This window comes from Kitasatospora sp. NPDC023118 (assembly GCF_055560875.1).
Window position 1 is genome coordinate 44,473 of sequence record NZ_JBVHHW010000012.1, and the last position, 23,944, is coordinate 68,416.

A 23,944-nucleotide genomic window follows, 5' to 3' on the forward strand; every position below is an offset into this window, starting at 1 on the left:
CGCGCGGGGGGCGGCCTTCGAGGTTTTTTTACCGTCCCGGTGCGGCGCGGCCGCCCGTCCCGGCGTAGGATCATCCGTCCGCTCGTTTTCCGGAGCCGGATTCCGTCGTAACCCCCGAGGCCATGCAGAGCAACACGGACACCACCCCCGCCACCGACCACGAGACCGTCCGCGAGCGCGAGATCGCCGGTGAGCAGCAGCACCTCGACACCGTCTACCACCGGCTGGAGGAGAAGCTCGCCGAGGCCGAGTACATCCTCGAGGACGCCGCCAAGCGGGTCCAGGTCGGCACCCCCGGCGCGCTCGCCGAGCGCGACGCCCAGGTCTACCGGGCCGGCGCCCACCTCCAGCGGCTCAACAACGAGTTCGAGGACTTCCTGTTCGGCCGGATCGACCTCCAGCGGGCGGACGCCCCGGAGGAGCACGGCATCCCGTCCGACACCCCGCTCGACCCGGCCGACCCGGCCGTCGCCGAGACCCTCCACATCGGGCGCCTGGGCGTACTGGACGCCGAGTACGGCCCGCTGGTGATCGACTGGCGGGCCCCCGCCGCCGCGCCGTTCTACCGGGCCACCCCGGTCGAGCCGGGCCGGGTGATCCGGCGCCGGGTGATCCGCTCCAAGGGCCGCAAGGTGATCGGCGTCGAGGACGACCTGCTGCGCCCCGACCTCACCCCCACCCTGAACGGCCGGGAGCTGGCCGTGGTCGGCGACGGCGCGCTGATGGCCTCGCTCGGCCGCGCCCGCAGCCACTCGATGCGCGACATCGTCTCCTCGATCCAGAAGGAGCAGGACGAGGTGATCCGCGCCGCCGCGGCCGGTGCCACCCTCGTCACCGGCGGCCCCGGCACCGGCAAGACCGCCGTCGCCCTGCACCGCGCCGCCTACCTGCTCTACCAGGACCGCCGCCGCTACGCCGGGGGCATCCTGGTGGTCTCGCCGACCCCGCTGCTGGTCTCCTACACCGAGGGCGTGCTGCCCTCGCTGGGCGAGGAGGGGCAGGTCGCGATCCGCGCGGTCGGCTCGCTGGTGGACGGCATCGAGGCCGGCACCTACGACACCCCGGAGGCGGCCCGGATCAAGGGTTCGGCCCGGATGACGCAGTTGTTGCGCCGGGCCGCCCGGGCGGCGCTGGAGCTGGGCGCCCCGCAGGAGCTCAAGGTGGTCGCCCGCGGCGAGGTGCTGAAGCTGGACGCGGGCCGGCTGAAGGCCGTCCGCGGCAACGTCGTGGGCTCCGGCGGCACCCCGCTGAACCTGCTGCGCCCGCGCGCCCGTCGGCTGCTGCTGGACGCGCTGTGGCAGGAGGCGACCAGGCACCTGCCCAAGCCCGCCGACCACTACGCCCGGGAGCAGCGCCAGGAGGAGAAGGAGTCCTTCGACGAGTACGTCTCGGACGAGGCGTCGTTCCTGGACTTCCTGGACGCCTGGTGGCCGGCCCTGACTCCGCGCGGGGTGCTCGGCACCCTCAAGCAGAGCCGGCACACCAACCGGATCGCCCGCCGCGCCGTCACCCCGGACGAGGCGAAGCTGCTGGCCGCCTCCTGGCGCCACCTGTCCCCGGCGGGCGAGGGCGCGCTGTCCGCACACGACGTGGCGCTGGTGGACGAGCTGCAGGTGCTGCTCGGCGAGGCGGCCCGGCCCAAGGTCCGCGAGGTGGACGCGGTGGACCTGCTGAGCGGTCTGGAGGAGGTCACCACCTTCGCCGACCGCAGCGCCCGTCAGCGCGACCGCCAGCCGGTCGAGCGCAAGGAGTACGCGCACGTCATCGTGGACGAGGCGCAGGACCTCACCCCGATGCAGTGGCGGATGATCGGCCGCCGGTCGCGGATGGCCACCTGGACGATCGTCGGCGACCCGGCGCAGTCCTCCTGGCCGTTCCCGCAGGAGGCCCAGGCGGCGCTGGACGAGGTGCTCTCCGGCAAGCCGCGCCGCCGCTTCACGCTGACCGTCAACTACCGCAACCCGGCCGAGATCGCCGAGGTCGCGGCCAAGGTGCTGGCGCTGGCCGCGCCGGGCACGCCCTCGCCGAGCGCGGTGCGCCACGTCGGCGTGGAGCCGCGTTTCGCGGCCGTCACCGACCCCTCGCCGGAGGCCTTCGGCAAGGGCGCCCGGGCCGAGCTGGAGCGGCTGCTGGGCGAGGTGGACGGCACCGTGGCGATCGTGGTGCCGATGGACCGCCGGGCCGAGGCGGCGGGCTGGACCGAGGGCCTGGGCGAGCGCGTGGTGGCGCTGGGCAGCCTGGAGGCCAAGGGCCTGGAGTACGACGCGACGGTGGTCGCCGACCCGACCGGCATCGCCGGCGAGTCGGAGGCCGGCCTGCGGGTGCTGTACGTGGCGCTGACCCGGGCGACGCAGCGGCTGACCGTGCTGTCCGGCCCGGACGACCTGCCGGACGCGTCCGGCGTGCCCGCGCTGCTGCGCGACTGACCCGGACCAGCACGAAGGCCCCTCACCGGCGGTGAGGGGCCTTCAGACGTTTACGACACCGACCCGCCATGCTCGCCTCGCGGCAAGTGGTCCCTCTAAGGGACGAAGGTTGGGCCCGGGGGCTTGGATCGAGCCGGTGTCCCGTCCAATGTAACGCATCGGCCCGGAGAGGCAAGGAGCCGGCGGCGGGAGACCTCGGACGGCGGGTCCGGGTTGTCGGATCCGCACACTCAATGAACGTTATTTCTGGGTACCCCTTGGAAGGTGCGACGATCGAGGTCTAGCATGCGCAGGCGATGCCTTCAACAAAATGTTGAGCCTGCGGGACAGACGGAAGAAGGATGCGTCGATGGCGACGGTGCCCAGTGTCTCCAACTCGATCACGGTGCGACTGGAGGTCCCGGCCCGCGGCAACGCGGTCAGCGCGATCACCACGGCCGTGGAGTCCTCCGGCGGATCGGTGACCGGCCTCGACGTCACCGCGTCCGGCCTGGAGGCGCTGCGGATCGACGTGACCGTGGCGGCCAGCTCGGTCGCGCACGGCGAGGAGATCGTCGAGAAGCTGCGGGCGATCGACGGCGTGTCGATCGGCAAGGTCTCGGACCGCACCTTCCTGATGCACCTCGGCGGCAAGATCGAGATGTCCTCGAAGCTGCCGATCCGCAACCGTGACGACCTCTCCATGATCTACACCCCGGGTGTCGCCCGGGTCTGCATGGCGATCGCCGAGAACCCCGAGGACGCCCGCCGCCTCACCATCAAGCGCAACAGCGTCGCGGTGGTCACCGACGGCTCGGCGGTGCTGGGCCTGGGCAACATCGGCCCGGCGGCCGCGCTGCCCGTCATGGAGGGCAAGGCGGCCCTGTTCAAGCGCTTCGCCGGGATCGACGCCTGGCCGATCTGCCTGGACACCCAGGACAGCGACGAGATCGTCGCCATCGTCAAGGCGATCGCCCCCGGCTTCGCCGGTATCAACCTGGAGGACATCTCCGCGCCGCGCTGCTTCGAGATCGAGGCCCGGCTGCGTGAGGCCCTGGACATCCCGGTCTTCCACGACGACCAGCACGGCACCGCGATCGTGGTGCTGGCCGCCCTCACCAACGCGCTGAAGGTGGTCGGCAAGGAGATCGGCGACATCCGCGTGGTGATGTCGGGCGCCGGCGCCGCCGGTACCGCGATCCTCAAGCTGCTGCTGTCGGCCGGTGTCGAGCACGCCACCGTGGCGGACGTGCACGGTGTGGTCCACCAGGGCCGTGAGGACCTCAACGACAGCCTGCGCTGGATCGCCGAGCACACCAACCGCTCGGGCCGCACCGGCAGCCTCAAGGAGGCCGTGGCGGGCGCCGACGTGTTCATCGGCGTCTCGGCCCCGAACGTGCTGGACGGCGACGACCTGGCCACCATGGCCGAGGACGCGATCGTCTTCGCGCTGGCCAACCCGGACCCGGAGGTCGACCCGAACGTCGCCCGCCAGACCGCCGCCGTGGTCGCCACCGGCCGCAGCGACTTCCCGAACCAGATCAACAACGTGCTGGTCTTCCCGGGCGTCTTCCGCGGCCTGCTGGACGCCCAGAGCCGCACGGTCAACACCGAGATGATGATCGCCGCCGCCCGGGCGCTGGCCACCACCGTCGCCGACGACGAGCTGAACGCCAACTACATCATCCCGAGCGTCTTCAACAAGGACGTCGCCAAGACCGTCGCCGCCGCCGTGCGCGAGGCGGCCCTGGCCGGTGCCCAGGAGGCCCCCGCCCCGGCCCGTCCGACCCCGGGCATCGTCGGCACCCTCGACACCGCCGCCTTCCCCACCGTCAAGCTCTGAGTGCCGCCGTCAAGCTCTGACGGTCCGCCCGACGACGTATTGCCGATCGGTCAAATGTCCGATTAGCGGCCATAGTCGCCCAAGCCCGCCCCGAACCCTTGCGACACAAGGGCGAGGGGCGTGTTTGGGCTTGTCGTGCCTAGGGCGTACGGTAGCCCTGCACGGGGCAGGCGTGTCCGACAAGTACGGAACGTCCCCCTGGTCTTCCGGCGAGTCGTCCCGACCGCCGCCCGCGCCCGGTCCGCCGGAGCCGACGGAGCGTCACACCTCCAACGGGCGGGCGATGTTCGGGTGGCCCGATCGGGGCCCGATTGGCTTTCTCGGGGCCGGTCGGGGCAGGATTCGTTCCCAGGCGGGCGGGCGGGCCTTCGACGGCTCCGGCGCGCGGCATCGGGTACGGACCCGGCCTGCGACCACGCATTGCCTGCATGAGCACAGTGTGCGGACCTGCGGCCCATCCGGGTGCCCCCCGGTGGGAGCACCGATGGGCCCCCGCACACCGCAAGCGAACAGACCACAGGAGTACACATGAACCGCAGTGAGCTGGTGGCCGCGCTGTCCGAGCGCGCCGAGGTGACCCGCAAGGACGCCGACGCCGTTCTGGCCGCCTTCGCCGAGATCGTCGGCGAGGTCGTCGCCAAGGGCGACGAGAAGGTCACCATCCCCGGTTTCCTGACCTTCGAGCGCACCCACCGCGCTGCCCGCACCGCCCGCAACCCGCAGACCGGCGAGCCGATCCAGATCGCGGCCGGCTACAGCGCCAAGGTGAGCGCCGGCTCCAAGCTGAAGGAAGCCGCCAAGGGCGCCTGAGTCACCCCTTGAACGCCCGAGGCCGGGCTCCCCGCTGGGGAGCCCGGCCTCTCGCCTTGTGACCCGCTCGTCAGGCGTCGACCAGCTGCTCGCTGGGCAGCTCCACGTGGGCGCCCAGGTCGCGCAGCTTCTCCATGAAGTTCTCGTAGCCGCGGTTGATCAGGTCGATGCCGTGCACGGTCGAGGTGCCCTCGGCCGCCAGCGCCGCGATCAGGTACGAGAAGCCGCCGCGCAGGTCCGGGATGACCAGCTCGGCGCCCATCAGCTTGGACGGGCCGGAGACCACCGCGGAGTGCAGGAAGTTGCGCGCGCCGAAGCGGCACGGGGTGGCGCCCAGGCACTCGCGGTAGAGCTGGATGTGCGCGCCCATCTGGTTGAGCGCGCCGGTGAAGCCGAGGCGCGACTCGTACACCGTCTCGTGCACGATGGACAGCCCGGTGGCCTGGGTCAGCGCGACCACCAGCGGCTGCTGCCAGTCGGTCTGGAAGCCCGGGTGCACGTCGGTCTCCAGGGCGATGGCCTTGAGCTCGCCGCCCGGGTGCCAGAAGCGGATGCCCTCGTCGTCGACCTCGAAGGCGCCGCCGACCTTCCGGAAGGTGTTGAGGAAGGTCATCATCTCCAGCTGGCGGGCGCCGCGGACGTAGATGTCGCCCTTGGTGGCGAGCGCCGCGCAGGCCCAGGAGGCGGCCTCCAGGCGGTCCGGCAGGGCGCGGTGGGTGTAGCCGCCCAGCTCGTCCACGCCGGTGATCAGGATGGTGCGGTCGGTGCCCAGCGTGATGATCGCGCCCATCTTCTGCAGCACGCAGATCAGGTCGACGATCTCCGGCTCGATGGCTGCGTTGCGCAGCTCGGTGACGCCCTCGGCGAGGACGGCGGTGAGCAGCACCTGCTCGGTCGCACCGACCGAGGGGTAGGGCAGCTCGATCTTGGTGCCGCGCAGCCGCTGCGGGGCGACCAGGTAGGTGCCCTGCGGGTGCTTCTCGATGGTGGCGCCGAACTGGCGCAGCACCTCGAAGTGGAAGTCGACCGGGCGGCCGCCGATGTCGCAGCCGCCGAGGCCGGGGATGAAGGCGTGGCCGAGACGGTGCAGCAGCGGGCCGCAGAACAGGATCGGGATCCGCGAGGAGCCGGCGTGCGCGTCGATGTCGGCCACATTGGCGCTCTCGACATGGGAGGGGTCGAGGATCAGCTCGCCGTCCTCGTCACCGGTGCGCACGGTCACGCCGTGCAGCTGCAGCAGGCCGCGGACGACCTTGACGTCGCGGATGTCCGGGACGTTGCGCAGTCTGCTGGGGCCCTGGCCGAGGAGGGCGGCGACCATGGCCTTGGGGACCAGGTTCTTCGCACCGCGGACGCGGATCTCGCCTTCGAGCGGGTTTCCGCCGTGGACCAGCAGGACGTCGTCGGTCATCGTTCTCGCAATCCGGGGTGCCAGAGGGGTGGGACGGGCTCCGGTCCGGAGCCGCTGGTGGACCGGTGGTACGGCGTACGGGCGCGTTCGGGCCCCCGGAGAATCCGAGTCGGCACCGTAGAAGGGCGTCCACCATCCGTAGATGGTAGTGGGCGTCCCGGTGGTTCCCGTTTGCCTCTCCCGTGATGGTGCTCTCTCCGGGGCCGCTCCCGCCCGCCGGTGCGGCCGTACGGGTGTTCTTTCGGCGTGGCGGGGTTTCGAGTGTTGCGGTGTCCGACCGGTGCCGTTCTGCGGGATCATGTGTGGCATGACGGCGGCCCATTCGCACGGAGGCCGGTCCCACACCGGCCGTCTGCTCGTCGCGACGCCCCTGCTCACCGATCCGAACTTCGCGCGGGCGGTGGTGCTCCTCCTCGACCACGACGCCGAGGGGGCGCTCGGTGTGGTCCTCAACCGGCCGACGCCGGTCGAGGTGGGCAGTGTGCTGGACGGCTGGGGCAGACTCGTCGGGCAGCCGGCGGTGGTGTTCCAGGGCGGGCCGGTGGCGCTGGACTCGGCGCTGGGCCTGGCCGTCGCGCCGGGGGACCCGGGCACCGGCGACCCGCTGGGCTGGCGGCGGGTGCACGGCGCGATCGGCCTGGTCGACCTGGAGGCGCCGCCGGAGGTGCTGGCCGGCGAGCTGGGGAGCCTGCGGATCTTCGCCGGGTACGCCGGCTGGTCGCCGGGCCAGCTGGAGGCCGAGTTGGAGAGCGGCGCCTGGTACCTGGTGGACTGCGAGCCCGGGGACATCTCCAGCCCCGAGCCGGAGCGGCTGTGGCGCTCGGTGCTGCGCCGCCAGCGCGGGCCGCTGGCGCTGCTGGCGACCTACCCGGACGACCCGACGCTGAACTGAACCCCGCCCGGTTGTCCGGGCCGCTCGCGCGACACTGGCCCGGTTTCCGGGGGCGCCCATAGACTTGTCACCTATGAGCACTCTTGAGCCCGAGCGCGGCCTCGGCACCGGCACCCTGGTCGAGCCCGTCCCGCAGGTGTCCCACGGGGACGGCGACCACGAGCGCTTCGCGCACTACGTCCAGAAGGACAAGATCATGGAGAGCGCGCTCTCCGGATCCCCCGTGGTCGCGCTGTGCGGCAAGGTGTGGGTGCCCGGTCGCGACCCGAAGAAGTACCCGGTCTGCCCGATGTGCAAGGAGATCTACGACGGCATCGGCAAGCCGCAGGGCGGCGACGGCGACGACAAGTAGTCCCCGGCGGCCCCCGCTTCCGACGAACGCCGTGGAAGGCCGTTCTGCATAGCACCGGGTTTCCGCGGTGGTCTATGCCAATCGTTCCGGGCGGGGTCAGGATGCCGGAATGGACCTCATTCCCGCGCCTTCGAGTGCCGTCCGCCGCCCGGACGAGGACTTCCCGCTGGACGCCGCCACCACGCTGACCGCGCCGCCCGGGCTGGCCGACGCCGAGCGCTGGCTGCGCGGCACGCTGTCCGCCGCGACCGGGCTGCCGTTCGGCCCGGGCCGGGCGGCAGCGGGCATCGAACTGGTCCAGGACGACGCGCTGGCCGCCGAGGCGTATCGGATCACGGTGCGCCCCGGCCACGCCCTGATCGCCGCCGGCGGCCCGGCCGGTGCGCTGTGGGCCGCCCAGACCCTGCGGCAGCTGCTCGGGCCGGACGCCTACCGGCGCTCCCCGCTGCGCCGCGAGGGCTGGGTGCTGCCCGGCGCCGACATCGCGGACGCCCCCCGGTTCGGCTGGCGCGGCGTGCTGCTGGACGTCGCGCGGCACTTCCTGCCCAAGTCCGACGTGCTGCGCTTCGTCGACCTGCTGGCGGCGCACAAGCTCAACGTGCTCCACCTGCACCTGACCGACGACCAGGGCTGGCGGGTGGAGATCAAGCGCTACCCGAGGCTGACCGAACGCGGCGCCTGGCGGGAGCGCTCGATGGTCGGCTACCGGGCCGGCGGGCGCCGCGACGACCGCCCGCACGGCGGCTACTACACCCAGGACGACCTGCGCGAGATCGTCGCCTACGCGGCCGCGCGCGGGATCACCGTCGTCCCGGAGATCGACCTGCCCGGCCACACCCAGGCCGCCGTCGCCGCCTACCCCGAGCTGGGCAACACCGACGTGGTGGACACCGCCGCGCTCGGGGTGCGGACGGACTGGGGGGTGAGCCACCACGTGCTCAACGCCTCCGAGGAGACCCTGCGCTTCTTCGAGGGCGTGCTGGAGGAGGTCCTGGAGCTGTTCCCGTCCGAGTTCATCCACCTCGGCGGCGACGAGTGCCCCAAGGAGCAGTGGAAGGACAGCGCCGCCGCGCAGGCCCGGATCCGCGAGCTGGGCCTGGCCGACGAGGACGAGCTGCAGAGCCACCTGATCCGGCACTTCGACCGCTGGCTGGCCGGGCGGGGCCGCCGGCTGATCGGCTGGGACGAGATCCTGGAGGGCGGGCTGGCGCTTGCCACCACGCCGAAGGGCGCGCCGACGCCGAAAGCGACGAGCGACGAGCGACCGACGGAGGAGGGAGTGCCGGAGGGTGGGGGCACCTCCCAGCCGCCAGGCTGGGGGCGAGCGTCGGCGCCGGATACCGAGCGCCCGCAGGCGTGGGGGCGGTCGCGCGCGGCGGTCTCGTCCTGGCGCGGCTTCGGCGGCGGGATCGCGGCCGCGAAGGCCGGGCACGACGTGGTGATGTGCCCCGAGCAGCACGTCTACTTCGACCACCGGCAGGCCGACGGGCCGGACGAGCCGATCCCGGTCGGCTTCGTGCGCACCCTGGAGGACGTCTACCGCTTCGAGCCGGTCCCGGAGCAGCTGGACGCGGCCGCCGCCCGGCACGTCATCGGCACCCAGGCCAACCTGTGGAGCGAGTTCGCGGACAGCGCCCGGGACATCGACTACCGGGCCTTCCCCCGGCTGGTCGCCTTCGCCGAGGTCGCCTGGTCCGACCTGCCCGCCGTGCCGTCCGAGCGCGACTTCGCGGGCTTCGAACAGCGGCTGGCCGGGCACCTGAGGGTGCTGGACGCGCTCGGCGTCGAGTACCGCCCGGCCGACGGCCCGCACCCCTGGCAGCGCCGGCCCGGGGTGGCCGGCCGGCCGATCGACGGACCGCCGCCGGTGCGGTGAACCGCGACTCCCGCTTCGCCACCGGGCGCTCGGGACCCGACGCCGGCGTTCGCCCCCAGCCTGGCGGCTGGGAGGTGCCCCCACCCTCCGGCGCTTCCTCCTCCGTCGGTCGCTTGTCGCTTGTCGCTTGTCGCTCGTCGCTTTCGGCGTCGGCGCGCCCTTGGGCTCAGCAGGGGTTCCCGGGAACTTATGGATGGTCATCTGACGTCAAGAACAGATGAACATCTGCCCTGGCCCGGCCCGGGTCGGGGCAGATATCGCCCGGTATCCGTCCCAATCGGGCAGTCCCGTTCACCGGTCCCGAAATGATCATCGAGCATTGTGTGCCAGAGTTGCCCAACCCGGCCCGATCGCCCGTACCCTACGGGCCAGGCCGGGCTGCTGACGCGGACAGGACGGCCACGACCGCGGGCGGCAGGCGATCGATGAGCAAGTGGAGCACGGTGGGACCCAGGTGAACCGGACGATCATGCTGCCGGCCTCGCTCGACGAGGCCGTCGACGCGCTGGCCGCCGCCCCGGCCGCAGTACCGGTGGCCGGAGCCACCGACCTCATGGAGGCCGTCAACGCCGGACGGCTGCGCCCCGCCGCCCTGGTCGGCCTCGGCCGGATCACCGAACTGCGCGGCTGGCGCTACGAGGACGGCGGCACCGCCGTCCTGGGCGCCGGACTCACCCACGCCCGGATGGACCGCCCCGACTTCGCCGCGCTCATCCCCGCGCTCGCCGACGCCGCCCGCACCGCCGGCCCGCCACAGGTCCGCAACGTCGGCACCCTCGGCGGCAACATCGTCACCGCCGCCCCGGCCGGCGACACCCTCCCGGTGCTCGCCGCACTGGAGGCCAGCGTCACCCTGGCCCGGGCCGGCGGCAACCGCGAAGTGCCGGTCAGTCACCTGCTCACCGGCCTCGACCCGGTGCGCCCCGGTGAACTGCTCACCTGGGTACGGGTCCCGCTGCTGCACGCGCCGCAGGTCTTCCTCAAGGCCACCGGCCGCAGCGGCCCGGCCCGCGCCACCGCCTCCGTCGCGCTGGTCCTCGACCCGGCCCGGCGCGCCGTGCGCTGCGCCGTCGGGGCCGTCGCCCCGGTGCCGCTGCGCCCGCTGGAGGCCGAGGCCTGGGTGGCCGGGTGCATCGACTGGGACGGCAGCCGGGAGATCGACCCGGCCGCCACCGCCGCCTTCGGCGAGTACGTGGCCGCCGCCTGCGTCCCCGACAACTACGGCGCCGAGGGCGCCTGGGAGGCCGTGACCGAGGGGCCGACCGCGGCCGCCGTTCGGCTGCGGCGTACCGTATCGGTGCTGGCCCGACGGGCACTGGGAAGGGCGCTGAAGTGACCACAGACCCCATCGAGACCCTCGACGCCGACCCGCTCGGCCTCACCCCGCAGGTCACCCGCGAGCTGCGCCCGTGCGCCTCCTACACGCTGCGGGTCAACGGTTTCGAACGGCCCGTCACCGATGCCTGGATCGGTGAGAGCCTGCTCTACGTGCTGCGCGAGCGGCTCGGCCTGGCCGGCGCCAAGGACGGCTGCGAGCAGGGCGAGTGCGGCGCCTGCTCGGTGCAGGTGGACGGCCAGCTGGTGGCCGGCTGCCTGGTGCCCGCCGCGCTGGCCGCCGACAGCGAGATCAGCACCGTCGAGGGCCTGTCGGCCGGCGGCGGCGCGAGCGACGTCCAGCAGGCGCTGGCCGCCTCCGGCGCCGTCCAGTGCGGCTACTGCACCCCCGGCATGGCGATGGCCGTGCACGACCTGCTCCAGCGCAACCACCGGCCCACCGAGGTCGAGGCCCGGCAGGCGCTGTGCGGCAACCTCTGTCGCTGCACCGGCTACCGCGGGGTGCTGGCCGCCGTTCAGACCGTCGCGGACGCCCGCGCGCTGGAGGCCGAGGAGGCGGAGGAGGCCGCCGCGGCCGCCGCCGAGCAGGCCGTCGCCGAGCAGCCGGGCGGCGGGGCTCCGGCCGAGGCGCCGGTCGGGCAGCCCGCCGCCGTCGAGCCGGGGCCGGCCGTCGAGCCGCCGGTCTACGCCGACGCCGAGGCCTGGATCGAGCACGTCCCGCAGCCGACCGCCGAGCCGGTCCCCGTCCCGGCCCAGGCCGACCCCGGGTACGGCGAGGGCGGCTACGACACCGGCGTGTACGACACCTCCGCGCTGGCCGCGATGCCGCCCGGCATCCCCGCCCAGGCCGCCGACGACCACGTCTACTACCCGCCGCAGGGCTACCCCGAGCAGGCCTACCAGGCCACCCCCGCGCACGGCACCTACGTGCCGGCCGGCTTCCCGGACGGCCACCAGCCGCAGCACGGCTACGACACCGGCTACGACGCCCCGGTCTACGAGCCGACCCCCGCGCACGGCACCCCGCTGCCCGGCGCCGTCTACGACGGCACGCCCCCGCACGGCACCCCGTACGCGGACCCGCACGGTGCCCCGGCCGAGGGCGGCGCCCCGGCCGGCGCCCCGTACACCGCCACCCCCGCCCACGGCATCCGCCTCCCCGAGGACGACCACGCATCATGACGTCGCCTACCGACATCGGCGCAGCAATCCAGCAGGACGGCGGCGAGGGCGGCGCGCCGGAGCCGTTCGGCCTGGGCAGCTCCCCGCTGCGCAGCGACGCGCTGCCCAAGGCGCTCGGCATCTACCCGTACGCGGCCGACCTGTGGGCCGAGGGGCTGCTGTGGGGCGCGGTGCTGCGCTCGCCGCACCCGCACGCCCGGATCCGCGGCATCGACACCTCGGCCGCGCTCGCCCTGCCCGGCGTGCACGCCGTGGTCACCGCCGCCGACCTGCCGCCGGGCCCGGACGGCACCCCCGACGGCGCCCCGGCCGGCCCGATCGTCGCCGACCGGCCGGTGCTGGCCTCCGGCGTGGTGCGCCACCACGGCGAGCCGATCGCCGCGGTGGCCGCCGACCACCCGGACACCGCCCGGCTGGCGGTCGGCCTGATCACGGTCGACTACGAGCCGATGGAGGCCGTGACCGACCCCGAGCAGGCCTTCACCGCGCCGCCGCTGCACCCGGACGGCAACCTGTTCCGCCATCTGCCGCTGCGCACCGGGGACCCGGAGGCGGTCGGCGAGATCGTGGTCGAGGGCCTCTACCAGGTCGGCCGGCAGGACCCGGCCCCGCTCGGCGCCGAGGCCGGCCTGGCCGTACCGCGTCCGGACGGCGGCGTCGAACTGCACCTGTCCTCCACCGACCCGCACGGCGACCGCGACCGCACCGCCGCCTGCCTGGGCCTGGAGCCGGACCGGGTCCGGCTGGTGGTCACCGGCGTGCCCGGTGCCACCACCGACCGCGAGGACCTCGCCTTCCAGGTCACCCTGGCGCTGCTGGCGCTGCGCACCGGCCGCCCGGTGAAGATGACGCTGACCCGCGAGGAGTCCTTCCACACCCATACCTCGCGCCACCCCGCGCTCCTGCGCTACCGCCACCACGCCGATGCCGAGGGCACGTTGGTGAAGGTCGAGGCGCAGATCCTGCTGGACGGCGGCGCCTACGCGGACGTCTCCGCCGAGGCGCTGGCCGCCGCTACGGCCTTCTCGGTCGGCCCGTACGTCTGCCCGAACGTGTTCGTGGACGCCTGGGCGGTGCGCACCAACAACCCGCCGGCCGGGCGGATGCGAGGCGAGGGCGCGCTGCAGGCCTGCTTCGCGTACGAGTCGCAGATGGACCAGCTGGCCGCCCGGGTGGGCGTGGACCCGGTGGAGATCCGCCGTCGCAACGCGATGTCCACCGGCGACCCGATGCCCACCGGGCAGGCCGTCACCTGCCCGGCGCCGGTGAAGGCGCTGCTGGACGCGGTGGCGGCCGAGCCGCTGCCGGCCCTGCCGGTGGACGACCCGGGCGCGGAGTGGCTGCTGCCGGGCGGGCCCGGCGGCGCCGGGGACCCGGCGGCGGTGCGCCGCGGCATCGGCTACGCCGTCGGCATGGTGCACATGCTGGGCGCGGAGGGCGAGGACGAGGTCTCCACCGCCACCGTGCGGGTCAGCGGCGACCACGCCACGGTGATCTGCGCGGCCGTCGACGCCGGGCAGGGCTTCGCCACGCTGGCCCGGCAGATCGTGCAGACCGTGCTGGGTGTCAGCGAGGTCTACATCGCGCCGGCCGACAGCGACCAGTCGATCGCCGGGCCCTCCGCCCGCGGCCGGCACACCTGGGTCTCCGGCGGTGCGGTCGAGCGGGCCGCGCTGATGGTCCGCCACCAGCTGCTGCAACCGATCGCGGCCAACTTCGGGATGTCGGCGGAGCTGCTGCAGATCGCCGACGGCAAGATCACCTCCTACGACGGGGTGCTCGGCATGCCGGTCGCCGAGGCGCTGGAGGGCAAGGAACTCTGGGCCACCGCGCAGTGCCGCCCGCACCCGACCGAGCCGCTGGACGAGTCCGGGCAGGGCGACGCCTTCGTCTCCATCTCCTTCTGCGCGATGCGCGCGGTGGTGGACGTGGACATCGAGCTGGGCGCCGTCCGGGTGGTCGAGATGACCGTCGCCCAGGACGTCGGGCGGGCGCTGAACCCGCGGCAGATCGAGGACCGGATCGAGGCCGGCGTGGCACAGGGCGTGGGCCTGGCGCTGATGGAGGACCTGCAGACCGCGGGCGGGGTGCTGCTCAACCCCTCGCTGACCGGGTACCGGCTGCCCACCTCGCTGGACACCCCGGAGGTGCGGATCGCCGCCCTGCTGGAGGAGCGGGACGTGGTCGCCACCTTCGGCGCCAAGGCTGTCAGCGCCGTCCCCGCAGTGGTCGCCCCGTCGGCCGTCGCCGCCGCCGTCCGGGCCGCCACCGGTCTGCCGGTGGGCCGGCTGCCGATCCGGGCGGAGGACGCGGTCACGGCCTGACCCGAACGGCCCGACCCCCGATCAGCCTGACCGGAAAGCCTGACCGGAAAAGCCTGACCAGAAAAGCCTGACCAGAAAAGCGCAAAGGGAATTGCCGGTCGACGTCCCGAATCGACCGGCAATTCCCTTTTTCGAGGCCGTGGCGGGAATTGAACCCGCGTTCACCGCTTTGCAGACGGTCCCCTGAGCCACTCGGGCACACGGCCAGTGAATTCAGGATGGCGGAGTCGGGGAATGGGGTCAACGAAGTTTTGTAAATTCTGTATGGCAATGTGTGCTAGCGTCGGAGGCGGTGGCTGTTTTCCCGCCACCCCGGACGAGCGCGTCGTACCCGGTGACGACAAGACGACGCAGTTCAGCGGCAATCCGGCCGCTGTGGACTGCGGAGGTACGGCCGTCATGGCTTGGCTCGTTCTGATCGTCTCGGGTCTCCTGGAGACCGTGTGGGCGGTGGCCCTGGAATCGTCCAAGGGTTTCTCCCGCCTCGTTCCCGGCCTCGTGTTCGGCGTCGCCCTGCTGCTCAGCATGGGCGGGCTGGCGTACGCGATGCGCACCATCCCGATCGGCACCGGGTACGCGGTCTGGGTCGGCATCGGCGCGGTCGGCGCCGCGCTCTACGGCATGGCCGCCCTGGGGGACCCGGTGACCGTGGCCCGGATCGGCTGTCTGCTGCTGATCGTCTCCGGCGTGGTGGGGCTCAAGGTGCTGCACTGAGCCCCGGCCCGCCGCGCCGGTCCTACGCCTGAGGACCGAGTCGATCACCGACTCGGGTCAGGGGTCATCGAGGCGGACGGCTCTTACGATGTTACGTATGACCACTGCCTCCCCCACCTCGGTCGACTCCACCCCGATACCCGACGGCACCGACCCCGACGGCGGGGTCCTCAGCGGCCGCTACCGCGCGCTGACGCTGGGAATCGTGTCCGTGGTCCTGGTGATCGCCTTCGAGGCGACCGCCGTCAACACCGCGATGCCGACCGCGGCCCGCCAGCTGAACGGCCTCGGGCTGTACGCCTTCGCCTTCTCCGGCTACTTCACCACCACGCTGTTCGCGCTCGTCGTCTCCGGGCAGTGGTGCGACCGGCGCGGGCCGCTGTGGCCGCTGTTCACCGGCATCGCGGTGTTCGGCGCCGGCCTGGTGGTGGCCGGCACGGCGCCCGGCATGTGGGTGTTCGTGGCCGGGCGGGCGATCCAGGGCCTGGGCGGCGGGCTGGTGATCGTCGCGCTGTACGTGGTGGTCGGCCGGGCCTATCCGGAGCGGTTGCGGCCGGCGGTGTTCGCGGCCTTCTCCTCGGCCTGGGTGCTGCCCTCGATCGTCGGGCCGCTGGTCTCCGGGGCCGTCACCCAGCACCTCGGCTGGCGCTGGGTCTTCCTGGCGGTGCCGGTGCTGATCCTGCTGCCGCTGGCCGTGATGGGTCCGGCGCTGCGCCGCTCGATGGGGGTCCCCCCGGCCGGAGGCTGGGGGAGGGAGCACCCGGTGCTCAAGGGCGCGGACTTCGACCGTCGGCGCACCCTGCTGGCCGCGATGGCCGCGGTCGGCGCCGGGCTGCTCCAGTACGCGGGCCAGCGCCGCGACCTGATCGGGCTGATCCCCGGGATCGCCGGGGCGGCGCTGCTGGTGCCGGCCGTCCTCGGGCTGCTGCCGAAGCGGACCCTGCGGGCCGGGCGCGGACTGCCGACGGTGATCCTGCTGCGCGGGGTGGCGGCCGGGGCGTTCTTCGCGGCCGAGGCCTTCATCCCGCTGATGATGACCACCCAGCGGGACCTCTCGCCGACGCTGGCCGGGCTGACCCTGACCAGCGGCGGGCTCTCCTGGGCGCTGGGTTCCTGGTTGCAGGGGCGGCCCGGGGCCGAGCGCTACCGCGAGGCGATGATCCGGTGCGGCTTCGTGCTGACCGCGGTGGCGATCGCGGGTGCCGCGCTGGTGCTGGTCCCGGGGGTGCCGGCCTGGGCGGCCTCGGTGGCCTGGGGCGTCGGCGGCATCGGGATGGGCCTGGCGGTCGCGAGCGTCAGCGTGCTGATGATGAAGCTCTCCGCGCCGGAGGACGCCGGGGCCAACTCGGCCGCCCTGCAGATGAGCGACGCGCTGGGCAACGTGCTGCTGACGGGCCTGGCCGGGGTGCTGTTCGCGGCGCTGGGCGGCGGCTCGCTCGCCGCCGCCCACGAGGGCGCCGCGACCGCCGGCTCGCCCGGCGCCTTCGCGGTGATCCTGCTGGTGATGGCCGGGGTGGCGCTGCTGGGGGCGCTGCTCGCCGGCCGGGTCCGCACCCGGTCCTGACGCTCAGCCCGCGGTGGCGGTGGCGGTGGCGGTGGCGGTGGCGGCGGCGGGGGAGGGGGCCGGCGGCGGCGCCGCCGGGGTGCCGAGGAGGCCCTCCCAGCCGCCGGCCGGAGACTGGCCCGGGGCGAGGCTCTGCAGCTTGCGCAGCACCGCCGGGTCCTGGGCGTCCAGCCAGTCCACCAGTTGGCGGAAGGAGACCAGCCGGACTTCCGGCTTGCCCGCGATGGTCTTGAGCACCTCCTCGACGGCGTTCATGTAGATGCCGCCGTTCCATTCCTCGAAGTGGTTGCCGATGATGTACGGCGCCCGGTTGCTGTTGTAGGTGCGGTCGAAGCCCATCAGGTAGGAGTCCCGGGCCTGGGCCTGGAAGCCCTGGTAGAGCGCCGGGTCGGCCTTGGTGTTGGGGCCGCACTGGTTGTACATGATGTTGTAGTCCATCGACAGCACCTGGAAGGTGTGTCCGGGGAAGGGGATGGACTGCAGCGGGAGGTCCCACAGCGCGCCGCCCTGGATCCTCTGCGGCCACACCTGGGTGCCGTTGCCGCTGCTGTCGTAGCGCCAGCCGCGCTTGACCGCGGTGGGCAGCAGGTTGCGCTGGCCCTCCAGGCAGGGGGTGCGGCTGCCGATCAGCTCCTTGCGGTAGTCGAAGGGCAGCGCCGGCAGGTCGGTGAAACCGGTGTTGGTGCGCCAGTTCATCACGAAGTCCATCGCCTGCTGGATCTCGCTGTCCCACTCCTCCGGGGACCACTTGCCGACACCGGTGGAGCCGCAGAAGTGGCCGTTGAAGTGGGTGCCGATCTCGTGGCCCTCCAGCCAGGCGGCGTGCACGTTCTCCAGGGTGTCGCGGATGTGCTGGTCGCTCAGGTAGCCGATCTCGGAGGCGCCGGCCTTGTGCTGCGGCGGGAGGTACTGGTCCTTCTTGGACTCCGGCAGCAGGTAGAGGCCGCTGAGGAAGAAGGTCATCGAGGCGTTGTGCTCCTGGGCCAGCCGGCGGAAGCGGCCGAACAGGCCGTTGTCGAGCTCGCCGGCGCCGTCCCAGGAGAAGACCACGAACTGCGGCGGGCGCTGGCCGGGCTGGAGCCTCTCGGGGACGGGCTGGTGCGGCTGGGTGCCGGTGTCGGAGGTGGAGCCGTCGCCGATCAGGACGACCTGCGGCTTCTGCGGGACCGGGGCCGGGATGGCGCTCTGCCCGCCGTCCGGCGGGGCGGCCGGGGTCGCGCCGCCCGTCGCGTGCTCCCCGCCCGTCGGGTGCTCCCCGCCGCCGACGCCCCGGTCGCTGCCGCAGCCGGCCGCGAGGGTGGCGGCGGTGGCCGCCCCGGCGGCCAACAGGGTGCGGCGGGAGAGAGCGTTCATGGTCACTCCGTTCATGAGGCGTTCGGCAGGCGTACGGCGTGCGGAAGTCCGCTCGGACCGTGAGGAGCGATAGAACCCGTGATCGGGTCAGCATGGCATGAGGGCAAGAACGGTCGAAGAGGCACAGCGAACGGTCATAATCGATCGCTCGATTGACGCAACCGAACCGGTGGGTCAGGTCGTCGGAGCTGTTCGACGGGTGGTTCCACCGCGCTCGCACGTGGAACGGATTCGTCACACTCGGTGTCCGGGCCTTCGCTCGACGTACGGTCGGGGCCCGCATCCCTGCCGATCGGCGGGTGCGGATACGACCGTCGTGGGGACGTGTCTCTGGGTTCCGATCCGATTGAATGAATTCCCAGGAAACTCCCAGGAAGCGGGATTCCGGTCGGCAGAGGGGAGCGCCCGTGGGTGTCCAGCAGAGCAGGAGCCCCTGGCCGGGCACCCTGGCGGCGGGTTCCGCGCTGGTGCTCGGCGCCTGGCTGCTGCACGACGGCGGCACGCCCGTGCTGCCGCCCGCCCCGCAGGCCGGGCAGGCGCTGTCCGGCTTCGCCCCGGTCTCCGTCGTCCCGCCGCTCGGCCCGTCCGCCCCGACCCGGATCCGCATCCCGGCCGTCCGCCTGGACGCCCCGGTCACCGAGCTCGGCCTGGACCCCGACGGCCACCTGCAGGTCCCGCCCGAGGCCGACCGCAACCTCGCGGGCTGGTACCGCGGCGGCGCCACCCCGGGCCAGCGCGGCACCGCCATCCTGGCGGGGCACGTCGACAACAAGGCCGGGCCGGCCGTCTTCTACCGTCTCGGAGCGCTCCGCCGGGGGGACCGGGTCGAGATCGTCCGGGCGGACGGCGCCACCGCCGTCTACCAGCTGTACGCCATCGAAGTGCACGACCGAAAGGACTTCCCGGACGACCGGGTCTACCGCCAGGCCGCCGACGCTCAGCTGCGGGTCATCACCTGCGGCGGCGCGTACAGCGAGGATCACGGCTACGAGGGCAACGTCGTGGCTTACGGATTCCTGGCCGACACCACCTCGCCGGGGAAAGCCGCATGACGCTCACCCTCGCCACCCGCTGGAACCCGATCGACTGGCCGCTCACCCACGGCCCGATCCCGTACGCCGTGCTCGCCGCCGGCTGGGCGGGGCTCGCCCTGCTGGCCGTCCGCCGGGGCCGGGACTGGTGGCGGTTCCGCCTGCCCGCCGCCCTGGTCACCGCGGGCGCGCTCAGCCTGCTGCTCGACCTCCTGGTGGACGGCTGGTGGCACCCGTTCCCCGAGGGCACGCCCCGGTACGTCACCTGGTGGATAGCCGTCGCCCTGCTGGGCTTCTGCCTGGCGGGCTACCGGATGCGCCGGCTGCCCTGGCGGCGCCGGGCGCTCACGTTCGGCCTGAGCCTGCTGGTGCTGCTGATGGCCGCCTCCCAGGTCAACATCGGCTTCGGGCAGTTCCCGAGCGGCCGGGTGATGCTCGCGCCGTGGCTGACCAGGACCGATTCGCTGATCGCCGGCAAGGCCGCTCAGACCGTCGCAGCCCCGCAGGACGAGGTGCTCGACGAGGTCTGGCACGCCCCGGCGAACCTGCCGGAGAAGGGCACCGTCTCGGTGGTGCCGATCCCGGGCACCAAGTCGGGCTTCAAGGCCCGCGATGCGTACGTCTACCTCCCGCCCGCCTACCAGGCCACCCCGCGACCGCTGCTGCCGGTGGTCGTCATGATCAGTGGTCAGCCCGGGACCCCGGGGGACTGGGTCCTCTCCGGGCAGATCAACGAGGCGCTGGACGCGTTCGCGGCCGAGCACGGCGGCCTCGCGCCGATCGTGGTGATGCCCGACCAGCTCGGCTCGACCTGGGCCAACACGCTCTGCCTGGACTCGAAGATCGCCAAGGTGCAGACCTACCTGGCCGAGGACGTCCCCGGCTGGATCCACCAGAACCTGCAGACCGCCACCGGCCGCAAGGCCTGGGCGATCGGGGGTGCCTCGATGGGCGGCACCTGCGCGCTCCAGCTCGGCGTCAACGCGCCCGACGTGTACGGCACCGTCCTCGACATGTCAGGGCAGACGGAACCGACCCTGGCCACCCGGGAGGAGACCGTCAAGGCCGCCTTCGGCGGTGACGAGGAGAAGTTCGACGCGGTCGATCCGCTCCACGTGATGGCCCGCAGGAAGTTCCCGGACACCAACGTCGCCCTGGTAGTCGGCGAGACCGACGGGGAGTTCCGGCCGCAGATGGAGAAGGTCTACCAGGCCGTGCAGGCGGCCGGGATGAAATCCAGGTTCGAGCTCATGCCGGGCGGCCACGGCTGGGTCGTGTTCCGCCCCGGCATCGTCCGGCAGATCCCGTGGCTGGCCCAGCAGACCGGACTGACCAGGTGATCGGGGTCGGGCTCGCGCCCGCCGTCGAGCGCGAGCGGGGAGCGGGGCCGAGCGCGGGGCGCGCGGCCGACCAGGGCGCCGACCTCGCCCCGGTCACCCGGACGGCGGAACCGCGCCCGCAGCGGGTGCGGCGGGCGGCCCGGATGCTCGGCGGCCGGCTGCGCGCGGCGCCGCTGACCCTCGTGCTGCTGGCCGGGCTCTGGACGCTCGGCGCGGCCACCGGGAGCCTGGCCGGCGGGCCGCACCAACGGCTGCTCGCCCGCGCGGGCGTCGGCCTGCCCACGCTCGCCGAGGGCCGCTGGTGGACACCGGTCACCTCGATGCTGTGGTGCTCGGGCATCGGCGCGTACGTCTTCACCAGCCTGCTGCTGCTCCTGGTCGGCCCGGCCGCCGAACGGCGGCTCGGCCGGCCGCGCACCCTCGCGGTGCTGGTCGGCGGGCAGGTGGTCGGCACCCTGCTGGGCACCGGACTTGTCCAGTTCGGCTCCTCGGCGGGGGAGCAGTGGACCGGCTCGGTGGCCGACCAGATCTCGGTCGGGCCCGGCGTCGGCCTGTTCGCCCTGGCCGGGGTGCTCGGCTACCGGCTCACCGTGCTCTGGCGCCGCCGGCTGCACCTGCTGGTGCTGCTCGTCCCGCTGGTCATGACGCTGTACGTCGGCCACCTGCAGAGCGTCCAGCGGTGCGCCGCCGCGCTGGCCGGGCTGGGCGTCGGCGCGCTGCTCAGCCGGGGTCGGCCGTACCTGCGCACCCACCGCTCCTCGCACGCCGAGACCCGGGTGCTGGTCGCGCTCTGCCTGGTCGCCGCCGCCTGCGGGCCGCTGATCGCCTCGCTGTACGACAACGCCAGCGGGCCGTTCAACACCTTCTCCGAGCTGTACTTCTCGCACCGGCTCAGCCCGGACGAGGTGGCCGACTTCTGCGCGATGTCGGCGCACGACTGCGCCCGGGCGCACGCCGTCGAGCGGATCTTCGACACCCCGGGGCGGCTGATGGCCGCGCTGTTCCCGGGGCTGCTGCTGGTGCTCGCCGAGGGGCTGCGCCGGGGGCTGCGGTTCGCCTGGCGGATCACCGTCGCCGCCGAACTGCTCTGGGTGGCCCTGCTGGCCTGGCTGTACCTGGACGCCGGGCCGGTCAGCGGGGACGTGGTGCAGTACTTCGTCGAGGCGATGGCGCTGCCGCTGCTGACCACCGGCCTGCTGCTGGCCACCCGGCAGCGGTTCCGGGTGCGGCTGGCCGGCCGGGCGGTGCGCCGACTGGCCTGGGTGGTCGGCGGGGCCGCGGTGCTCTCCTCGGCCGCGTACGTGGGGCTGGGGCGGCTGGTGGCCGGCCAGTTCGAGCCGGGGGCGACCGTCCGCCGACTGATGCACGGACTGCCGGCCCAGTTCCTGCCGCCCGCCTACAACGACCTGACGCCGGACTACCCGATCGCGGTCGGCCCGGTGGCGCTGTTCCTGGAGACGTACTGCGGTCTGGCGTTCTGGGTGGTCACGCTGGGCGCGCTGCTGTCCGTCTTCCGCCGCCCGGTGCTGCACACCGACGCGACGGCGGCCGCCCGGGCCCGGGCGCTGCTCACCGCACACGGCGGCGGGACGCTGTCCTTCATCACCACCTGGGACGGCAACCACTACTGGCTCGACGAGCAGGGCCGCGCCGCCGTCGCCTACCGGCTGGTCGGCACCGTGGCGCTGACCACCGGCGACCCGTTCGGCGCCCCGGACGCGCGGGGGCGGGCGGTGGCCGGCTTCGCCCGGTACTGTGACGCCCGCGGCTGGACGCCCTGTTTCTACAGCGTCTCCGCCGAGACCAGGGCCGCCGCCGCCCAGCTGGGCTGGCGCTCGGTGCAGGTTGCCGAGGACACCGTGGTGCCGCTGCCCGAGCTGGCCTTCACCGGCCGCAAGTGGCAGGACATCCGCACCGCCCTCAACAAGGCCGGCAAGCAGGGCATCACCGCGGAGTGGTGGGCGTACCACGAGGCGCCGATCGAGCTGCGCGAGCAGATCCGGGCGATCTCCGAGGAGTGGGTCTCCGAGAAGGGACTGCCCGAGATGGGCTTCACGCTCGGCGGGCTGGAGGAGCTGGACGACCCGGACGTGCGGGTGCTGATCGCGGTGGACGGGGAGCGGGCGGTGCACGGGCTGACCAGCTGGATGCCGGTGTACGAGAACGGCGTGCCGGTCGGCTGGACGCTGGACTTCATGCGCCGGCGCTCGGACGGCTTCCGCGGCGTCAACGAGTTCCTGATCGCCTCGGCCGCGCTCGGCTTCAAGGGCGAGGGCGCGCGCTTCCTGTCGCTGTCGGGCGCGCCGCTGGCCCGCACCGGGCAGGAGGAGGAGCCCAACGGGCTGCAGCGGATGCTGGACTGGATGGGCAAGGTGCTGGAGCCGGTGTACGGCTTCCGCTCGCTGCTCGCGTTCAAGGCGAAGTTCCAGCCGGAGTACCGGCCGATGTACATGGCCTACCCGGACCCGGCCGCGCTGCCCGGCATCACCCGGGCGATCGGCAAGGCCTACCTGCCGCACCTGACGGCGGCGCAGGGCGTGCGGCTGATGCGCAGGCTGTCGGGCTGAACCGCCCCGAGCCGAAGGGCGCGCTGGTGCCGAAAGAGCGCCGACTGTCGGCATCGGGTCAAGAGCGCCCGGAGGCGAGTGGGCGAGTACGAGTGGGCGGGTGACCGCCGGCCTTCCCGGGCCCCGGACCCGGACGGCAGTGGACCCGCGGTGACCGGCTGTCAGCCGGCCGGTGACCGGCTCCGACGGCCGGAAGCGCGAGGGCCCCGGACGACGCCCGGTGCTCAGCCGAGCAGCTGGGCGAGCGCGCGGTCGGCGTCCAGGTGCAGGTGCTCCTCGCCCTCGGGGACGAGCAGCCGGCTGCGCCACAGGAAGCGCCGCAGGTCGGTGGTGTCGAACTGGAGCAGCGCGGTGCCCTCCGGGGCCCGCAGCTCGGCCATGGTGCGTCGGCCGGGCGCGGGCCGGACGTGGACGTCGCCGACGCCGGCCGGCAGCTCCAGTCCGGCCGAGAGCAGCTGGCGGGCGAAGACCCAGACGATGTCCTCGGCGCCCTCGCCGTCCGGGAGGTCGTCCAGCGAGAACTCGGCGGGGAAGGCCATCCGGACCGCGAACGGGTCCTCCGGCAGGTAGGACAGCACCACGCGCAGCCGGGCGGAGCGGTGCGGGGAGAGGATCAGGCGGGCCTGGACGGCCTCTTCGACGCCGTTGTGCTGCATGGCGGGGTCCCTTCGGGCTGTGGGGGTGGGGCGGCCTTACACCGGTGAGAGTGGTGGGACGGCCTCCGATTACGCGCTTTCGACAGAGCTTCCGATGTGACCCGCATCACGTCGAATTCCGGCCGTCCCGCCCGCCCGCGGGCTCGGGTCGAAGCGGCCGAACGGCGGCGGGGCCGGTAGGCTGGGCGGGTTGTCCGATCGCCGCCCGACCGCGGGACGGGGCCGCAAAATCGCCTCTGACCTGCGATGATCCCCCTCGGAGACCGTGAGTACTGCCGCCGCCTCCTCG

Annotated in this window: 16 protein-coding genes, 1 tRNA gene, 1 pseudogene and 1 riboswitch; of the genes and pseudogenes, 14 read left to right on the forward strand and 4 right to left on the reverse strand. The window is 73.4% G+C overall.

Annotated elements, in window-relative coordinates; all coding sequences use genetic code 11:
- The first annotated feature begins 122 nt into the window (after nt 1-122).
- From ACZ3UD_RS17330 to ACZ3UD_RS17340, 3 genes are all read left to right on the forward strand, one after another.
- Entirely contained in the window at nt 123-2,426 is a 2,304-nt protein-coding gene (locus tag ACZ3UD_RS17330; protein WP_465587624.1) for a HelD family protein, read from the forward strand.
- Nucleotides 2,427-2,775: 349 nt separating this feature from the next.
- Nucleotides 2,776-4,248, forward strand: a complete 1,473-nt coding sequence (locus tag ACZ3UD_RS17335) for an NAD-dependent malic enzyme (RefSeq protein ID WP_465587627.1) — start codon at nt 2,776-2,778, stop codon at nt 4,246-4,248.
- A 528-nt stretch (nt 4,249-4,776) separates the two neighbouring features.
- Nucleotides 4,777-5,058: an HU family DNA-binding protein gene (locus ACZ3UD_RS17340; protein ID WP_030059737.1), complete on the forward strand. Its 282-nt coding sequence runs from the start codon at nt 4,777-4,779 to the stop codon at nt 5,056-5,058.
- 70 nt (nt 5,059-5,128) lie between these two features.
- Here the strand turns inward: ACZ3UD_RS17340 and murA are convergent, their stop codons facing one another.
- A complete protein-coding gene (gene murA / locus ACZ3UD_RS17345) occupies nt 5,129-6,469 on the reverse strand; it encodes a UDP-N-acetylglucosamine 1-carboxyvinyltransferase (protein ID WP_380611496.1) in 1,341 nt (446 codons plus the stop codon).
- Nucleotides 6,470-6,767: 298 nt separating this feature from the next.
- Between murA and ACZ3UD_RS17350 the strand changes: the two genes are divergently transcribed.
- From ACZ3UD_RS17350 to ACZ3UD_RS17375, 6 genes and pseudogenes are all read left to right on the forward strand, one after another.
- Entirely contained in the window at nt 6,768-7,361 is a 594-nt protein-coding gene (locus tag ACZ3UD_RS17350; protein ID WP_465587631.1) for a YqgE/AlgH family protein, read from the forward strand.
- A gap of 73 nt (nt 7,362-7,434) precedes the next feature.
- Complete coding sequence (locus tag ACZ3UD_RS17355; RefSeq protein ID WP_196947467.1) at nt 7,435-7,713, forward strand: DUF3039 domain-containing protein; 279 nt, start codon at nt 7,435-7,437, stop codon at nt 7,711-7,713.
- A gap of 109 nt (nt 7,714-7,822) precedes the next feature.
- Nucleotides 7,823-9,589 carry a beta-N-acetylhexosaminidase gene (locus tag ACZ3UD_RS17360; RefSeq protein ID WP_465587634.1) on the forward strand — a complete coding sequence of 589 codons (1,767 nt, stop codon included), beginning with the start codon at nt 7,823-7,825 and terminating at the stop codon, nt 9,587-9,589.
- A gap of 469 nt (nt 9,590-10,058) precedes the next feature.
- Entirely contained in the window at nt 10,059-10,925 is an 867-nt protein-coding gene (locus tag ACZ3UD_RS17365; protein ID WP_465588072.1) for an FAD binding domain-containing protein, read from the forward strand.
- A gap of 68 nt (nt 10,926-10,993) precedes the next feature.
- A pseudogene (locus ACZ3UD_RS17370) lies at nt 10,994-11,483 on the forward strand ((2Fe-2S)-binding protein); the annotation flags it as partial.
- A gap of 619 nt (nt 11,484-12,102) precedes the next feature.
- The gene (locus tag ACZ3UD_RS17375) at nt 12,103-14,430 is read left to right on the forward strand and encodes a xanthine dehydrogenase family protein molybdopterin-binding subunit (RefSeq protein ID WP_465587638.1); all 2,328 of its coding nucleotides are present in this window, start codon (nt 12,103-12,105) and stop codon (nt 14,428-14,430) included.
- A gap of 134 nt (nt 14,431-14,564) precedes the next feature.
- Here the strand turns inward: ACZ3UD_RS17375 and ACZ3UD_RS17380 are convergent.
- Nucleotides 14,565-14,636: transfer RNA gene (locus ACZ3UD_RS17380), tRNA-Cys, on the reverse strand.
- A gap of 83 nt (nt 14,637-14,719) precedes the next feature.
- A riboswitch (guanidine-III (ykkC-III) riboswitch) is annotated at nt 14,720-14,785 on the forward strand.
- Nucleotides 14,786-14,829: 44 nt separating this feature from the next.
- On the opposite strand from ACZ3UD_RS17380, the gene ACZ3UD_RS17385 reads away from it, so the two are divergent.
- Nucleotides 14,830-15,144, forward strand: coding sequence for a DMT family transporter (locus ACZ3UD_RS17385; RefSeq protein WP_465587640.1), 315 nt, complete (start codon nt 14,830-14,832; stop codon nt 15,142-15,144).
- Between the two features lie 97 nt (nt 15,145-15,241).
- The gene (locus ACZ3UD_RS17390) at nt 15,242-16,708 is read left to right on the forward strand and encodes an MFS transporter (protein ID WP_465587643.1); all 1,467 of its coding nucleotides are present in this window, start codon (nt 15,242-15,244) and stop codon (nt 16,706-16,708) included.
- Nucleotides 16,709-16,711: 3 nt separating this feature from the next.
- Here the strand turns inward: ACZ3UD_RS17390 and ACZ3UD_RS17395 are convergent, their stop codons facing one another.
- A complete protein-coding gene (locus ACZ3UD_RS17395; RefSeq protein ID WP_465587646.1) occupies nt 16,712-18,061 on the reverse strand; it encodes a polysaccharide deacetylase family protein in 1,350 nt (449 codons plus the stop codon).
- 407 nt (nt 18,062-18,468) lie between these two features.
- Here ACZ3UD_RS17395 and ACZ3UD_RS17400 point away from each other — a divergent pair, with 407 nt between their 5' ends.
- The 3 genes from ACZ3UD_RS17400 to ACZ3UD_RS17410 are packed head-to-tail and all read left to right on the forward strand — an operon-like array spanning nt 18,469 to nt 22,999.
- A complete protein-coding gene (locus ACZ3UD_RS17400) occupies nt 18,469-19,113 on the forward strand; it encodes a class F sortase (RefSeq protein ID WP_465587649.1) in 645 nt (214 codons plus the stop codon).
- On the forward strand, nt 19,110-20,432 hold the full coding sequence (locus ACZ3UD_RS17405) for an alpha/beta hydrolase (RefSeq protein WP_465587652.1): 1,323 nt from the start codon (nt 19,110-19,112) through the stop codon (nt 20,430-20,432). The genes ACZ3UD_RS17400 and ACZ3UD_RS17405 overlap by 4 nt, the downstream gene beginning before the upstream one ends.
- Nucleotides 20,429-22,999, forward strand: coding sequence for a rhomboid family intramembrane serine protease (locus tag ACZ3UD_RS17410; protein WP_465587654.1), 2,571 nt, complete (start codon nt 20,429-20,431; stop codon nt 22,997-22,999). Before ACZ3UD_RS17405 ends, ACZ3UD_RS17410 begins: the two co-directional genes overlap by 4 nt.
- A gap of 224 nt (nt 23,000-23,223) precedes the next feature.
- On the opposite strand, the gene ACZ3UD_RS17415 is transcribed toward ACZ3UD_RS17410, so the two are convergent.
- Nucleotides 23,224-23,655, reverse strand: a complete 432-nt coding sequence (locus tag ACZ3UD_RS17415; RefSeq protein ID WP_465587657.1) for an SsgA family sporulation/cell division regulator — start codon at nt 23,653-23,655, stop codon at nt 23,224-23,226.
- Nucleotides 23,656-23,944: the final 289 nt, after the last annotated feature.

Coding starts and splice junctions, on each gene's coding strand:
- ACZ3UD_RS17355 (WP_196947467.1), top strand. CDS start 7,435: ATGAGCACTCTTGAGCCCGAGCGCGGCCTCGGCACCGGCACCCTGGTC.
- murA (WP_380611496.1), bottom strand. CDS start 6,469: ATGACCGACGACGTCCTGCTGGTCCACGGCGGAAACCCGCTCGAAGGC.
- ACZ3UD_RS17360 (WP_465587634.1), top strand. CDS start 7,823: ATGGACCTCATTCCCGCGCCTTCGAGTGCCGTCCGCCGCCCGGACGAG.
- ACZ3UD_RS17350 (WP_465587631.1), top strand. CDS start 6,768: ATGTGTGGCATGACGGCGGCCCATTCGCACGGAGGCCGGTCCCACACC.
- ACZ3UD_RS17385 (WP_465587640.1), top strand. CDS start 14,830: ATGGCTTGGCTCGTTCTGATCGTCTCGGGTCTCCTGGAGACCGTGTGG.
- ACZ3UD_RS17395 (WP_465587646.1), bottom strand. CDS start 18,061: ATGAACGCTCTCTCCCGCCGCACCCTGTTGGCCGCCGGGGCGGCCACC.
- ACZ3UD_RS17375 (WP_465587638.1), top strand. CDS start 12,103: ATGACGTCGCCTACCGACATCGGCGCAGCAATCCAGCAGGACGGCGGC.
- ACZ3UD_RS17335 (WP_465587627.1), top strand. CDS start 2,776: ATGGCGACGGTGCCCAGTGTCTCCAACTCGATCACGGTGCGACTGGAG.
- ACZ3UD_RS17390 (WP_465587643.1), top strand. CDS start 15,242: ATGACCACTGCCTCCCCCACCTCGGTCGACTCCACCCCGATACCCGAC.
- ACZ3UD_RS17415 (WP_465587657.1), bottom strand. CDS start 23,655: ATGCAGCACAACGGCGTCGAAGAGGCCGTCCAGGCCCGCCTGATCCTC.
- ACZ3UD_RS17340 (WP_030059737.1), top strand. CDS start 4,777: ATGAACCGCAGTGAGCTGGTGGCCGCGCTGTCCGAGCGCGCCGAGGTG.
- ACZ3UD_RS17365 (WP_465588072.1), top strand. CDS start 10,059: ATGCTGCCGGCCTCGCTCGACGAGGCCGTCGACGCGCTGGCCGCCGCC.
- ACZ3UD_RS17405 (WP_465587652.1), top strand. CDS start 19,110: ATGACGCTCACCCTCGCCACCCGCTGGAACCCGATCGACTGGCCGCTC.
- ACZ3UD_RS17330 (WP_465587624.1), top strand. CDS start 123: ATGCAGAGCAACACGGACACCACCCCCGCCACCGACCACGAGACCGTC.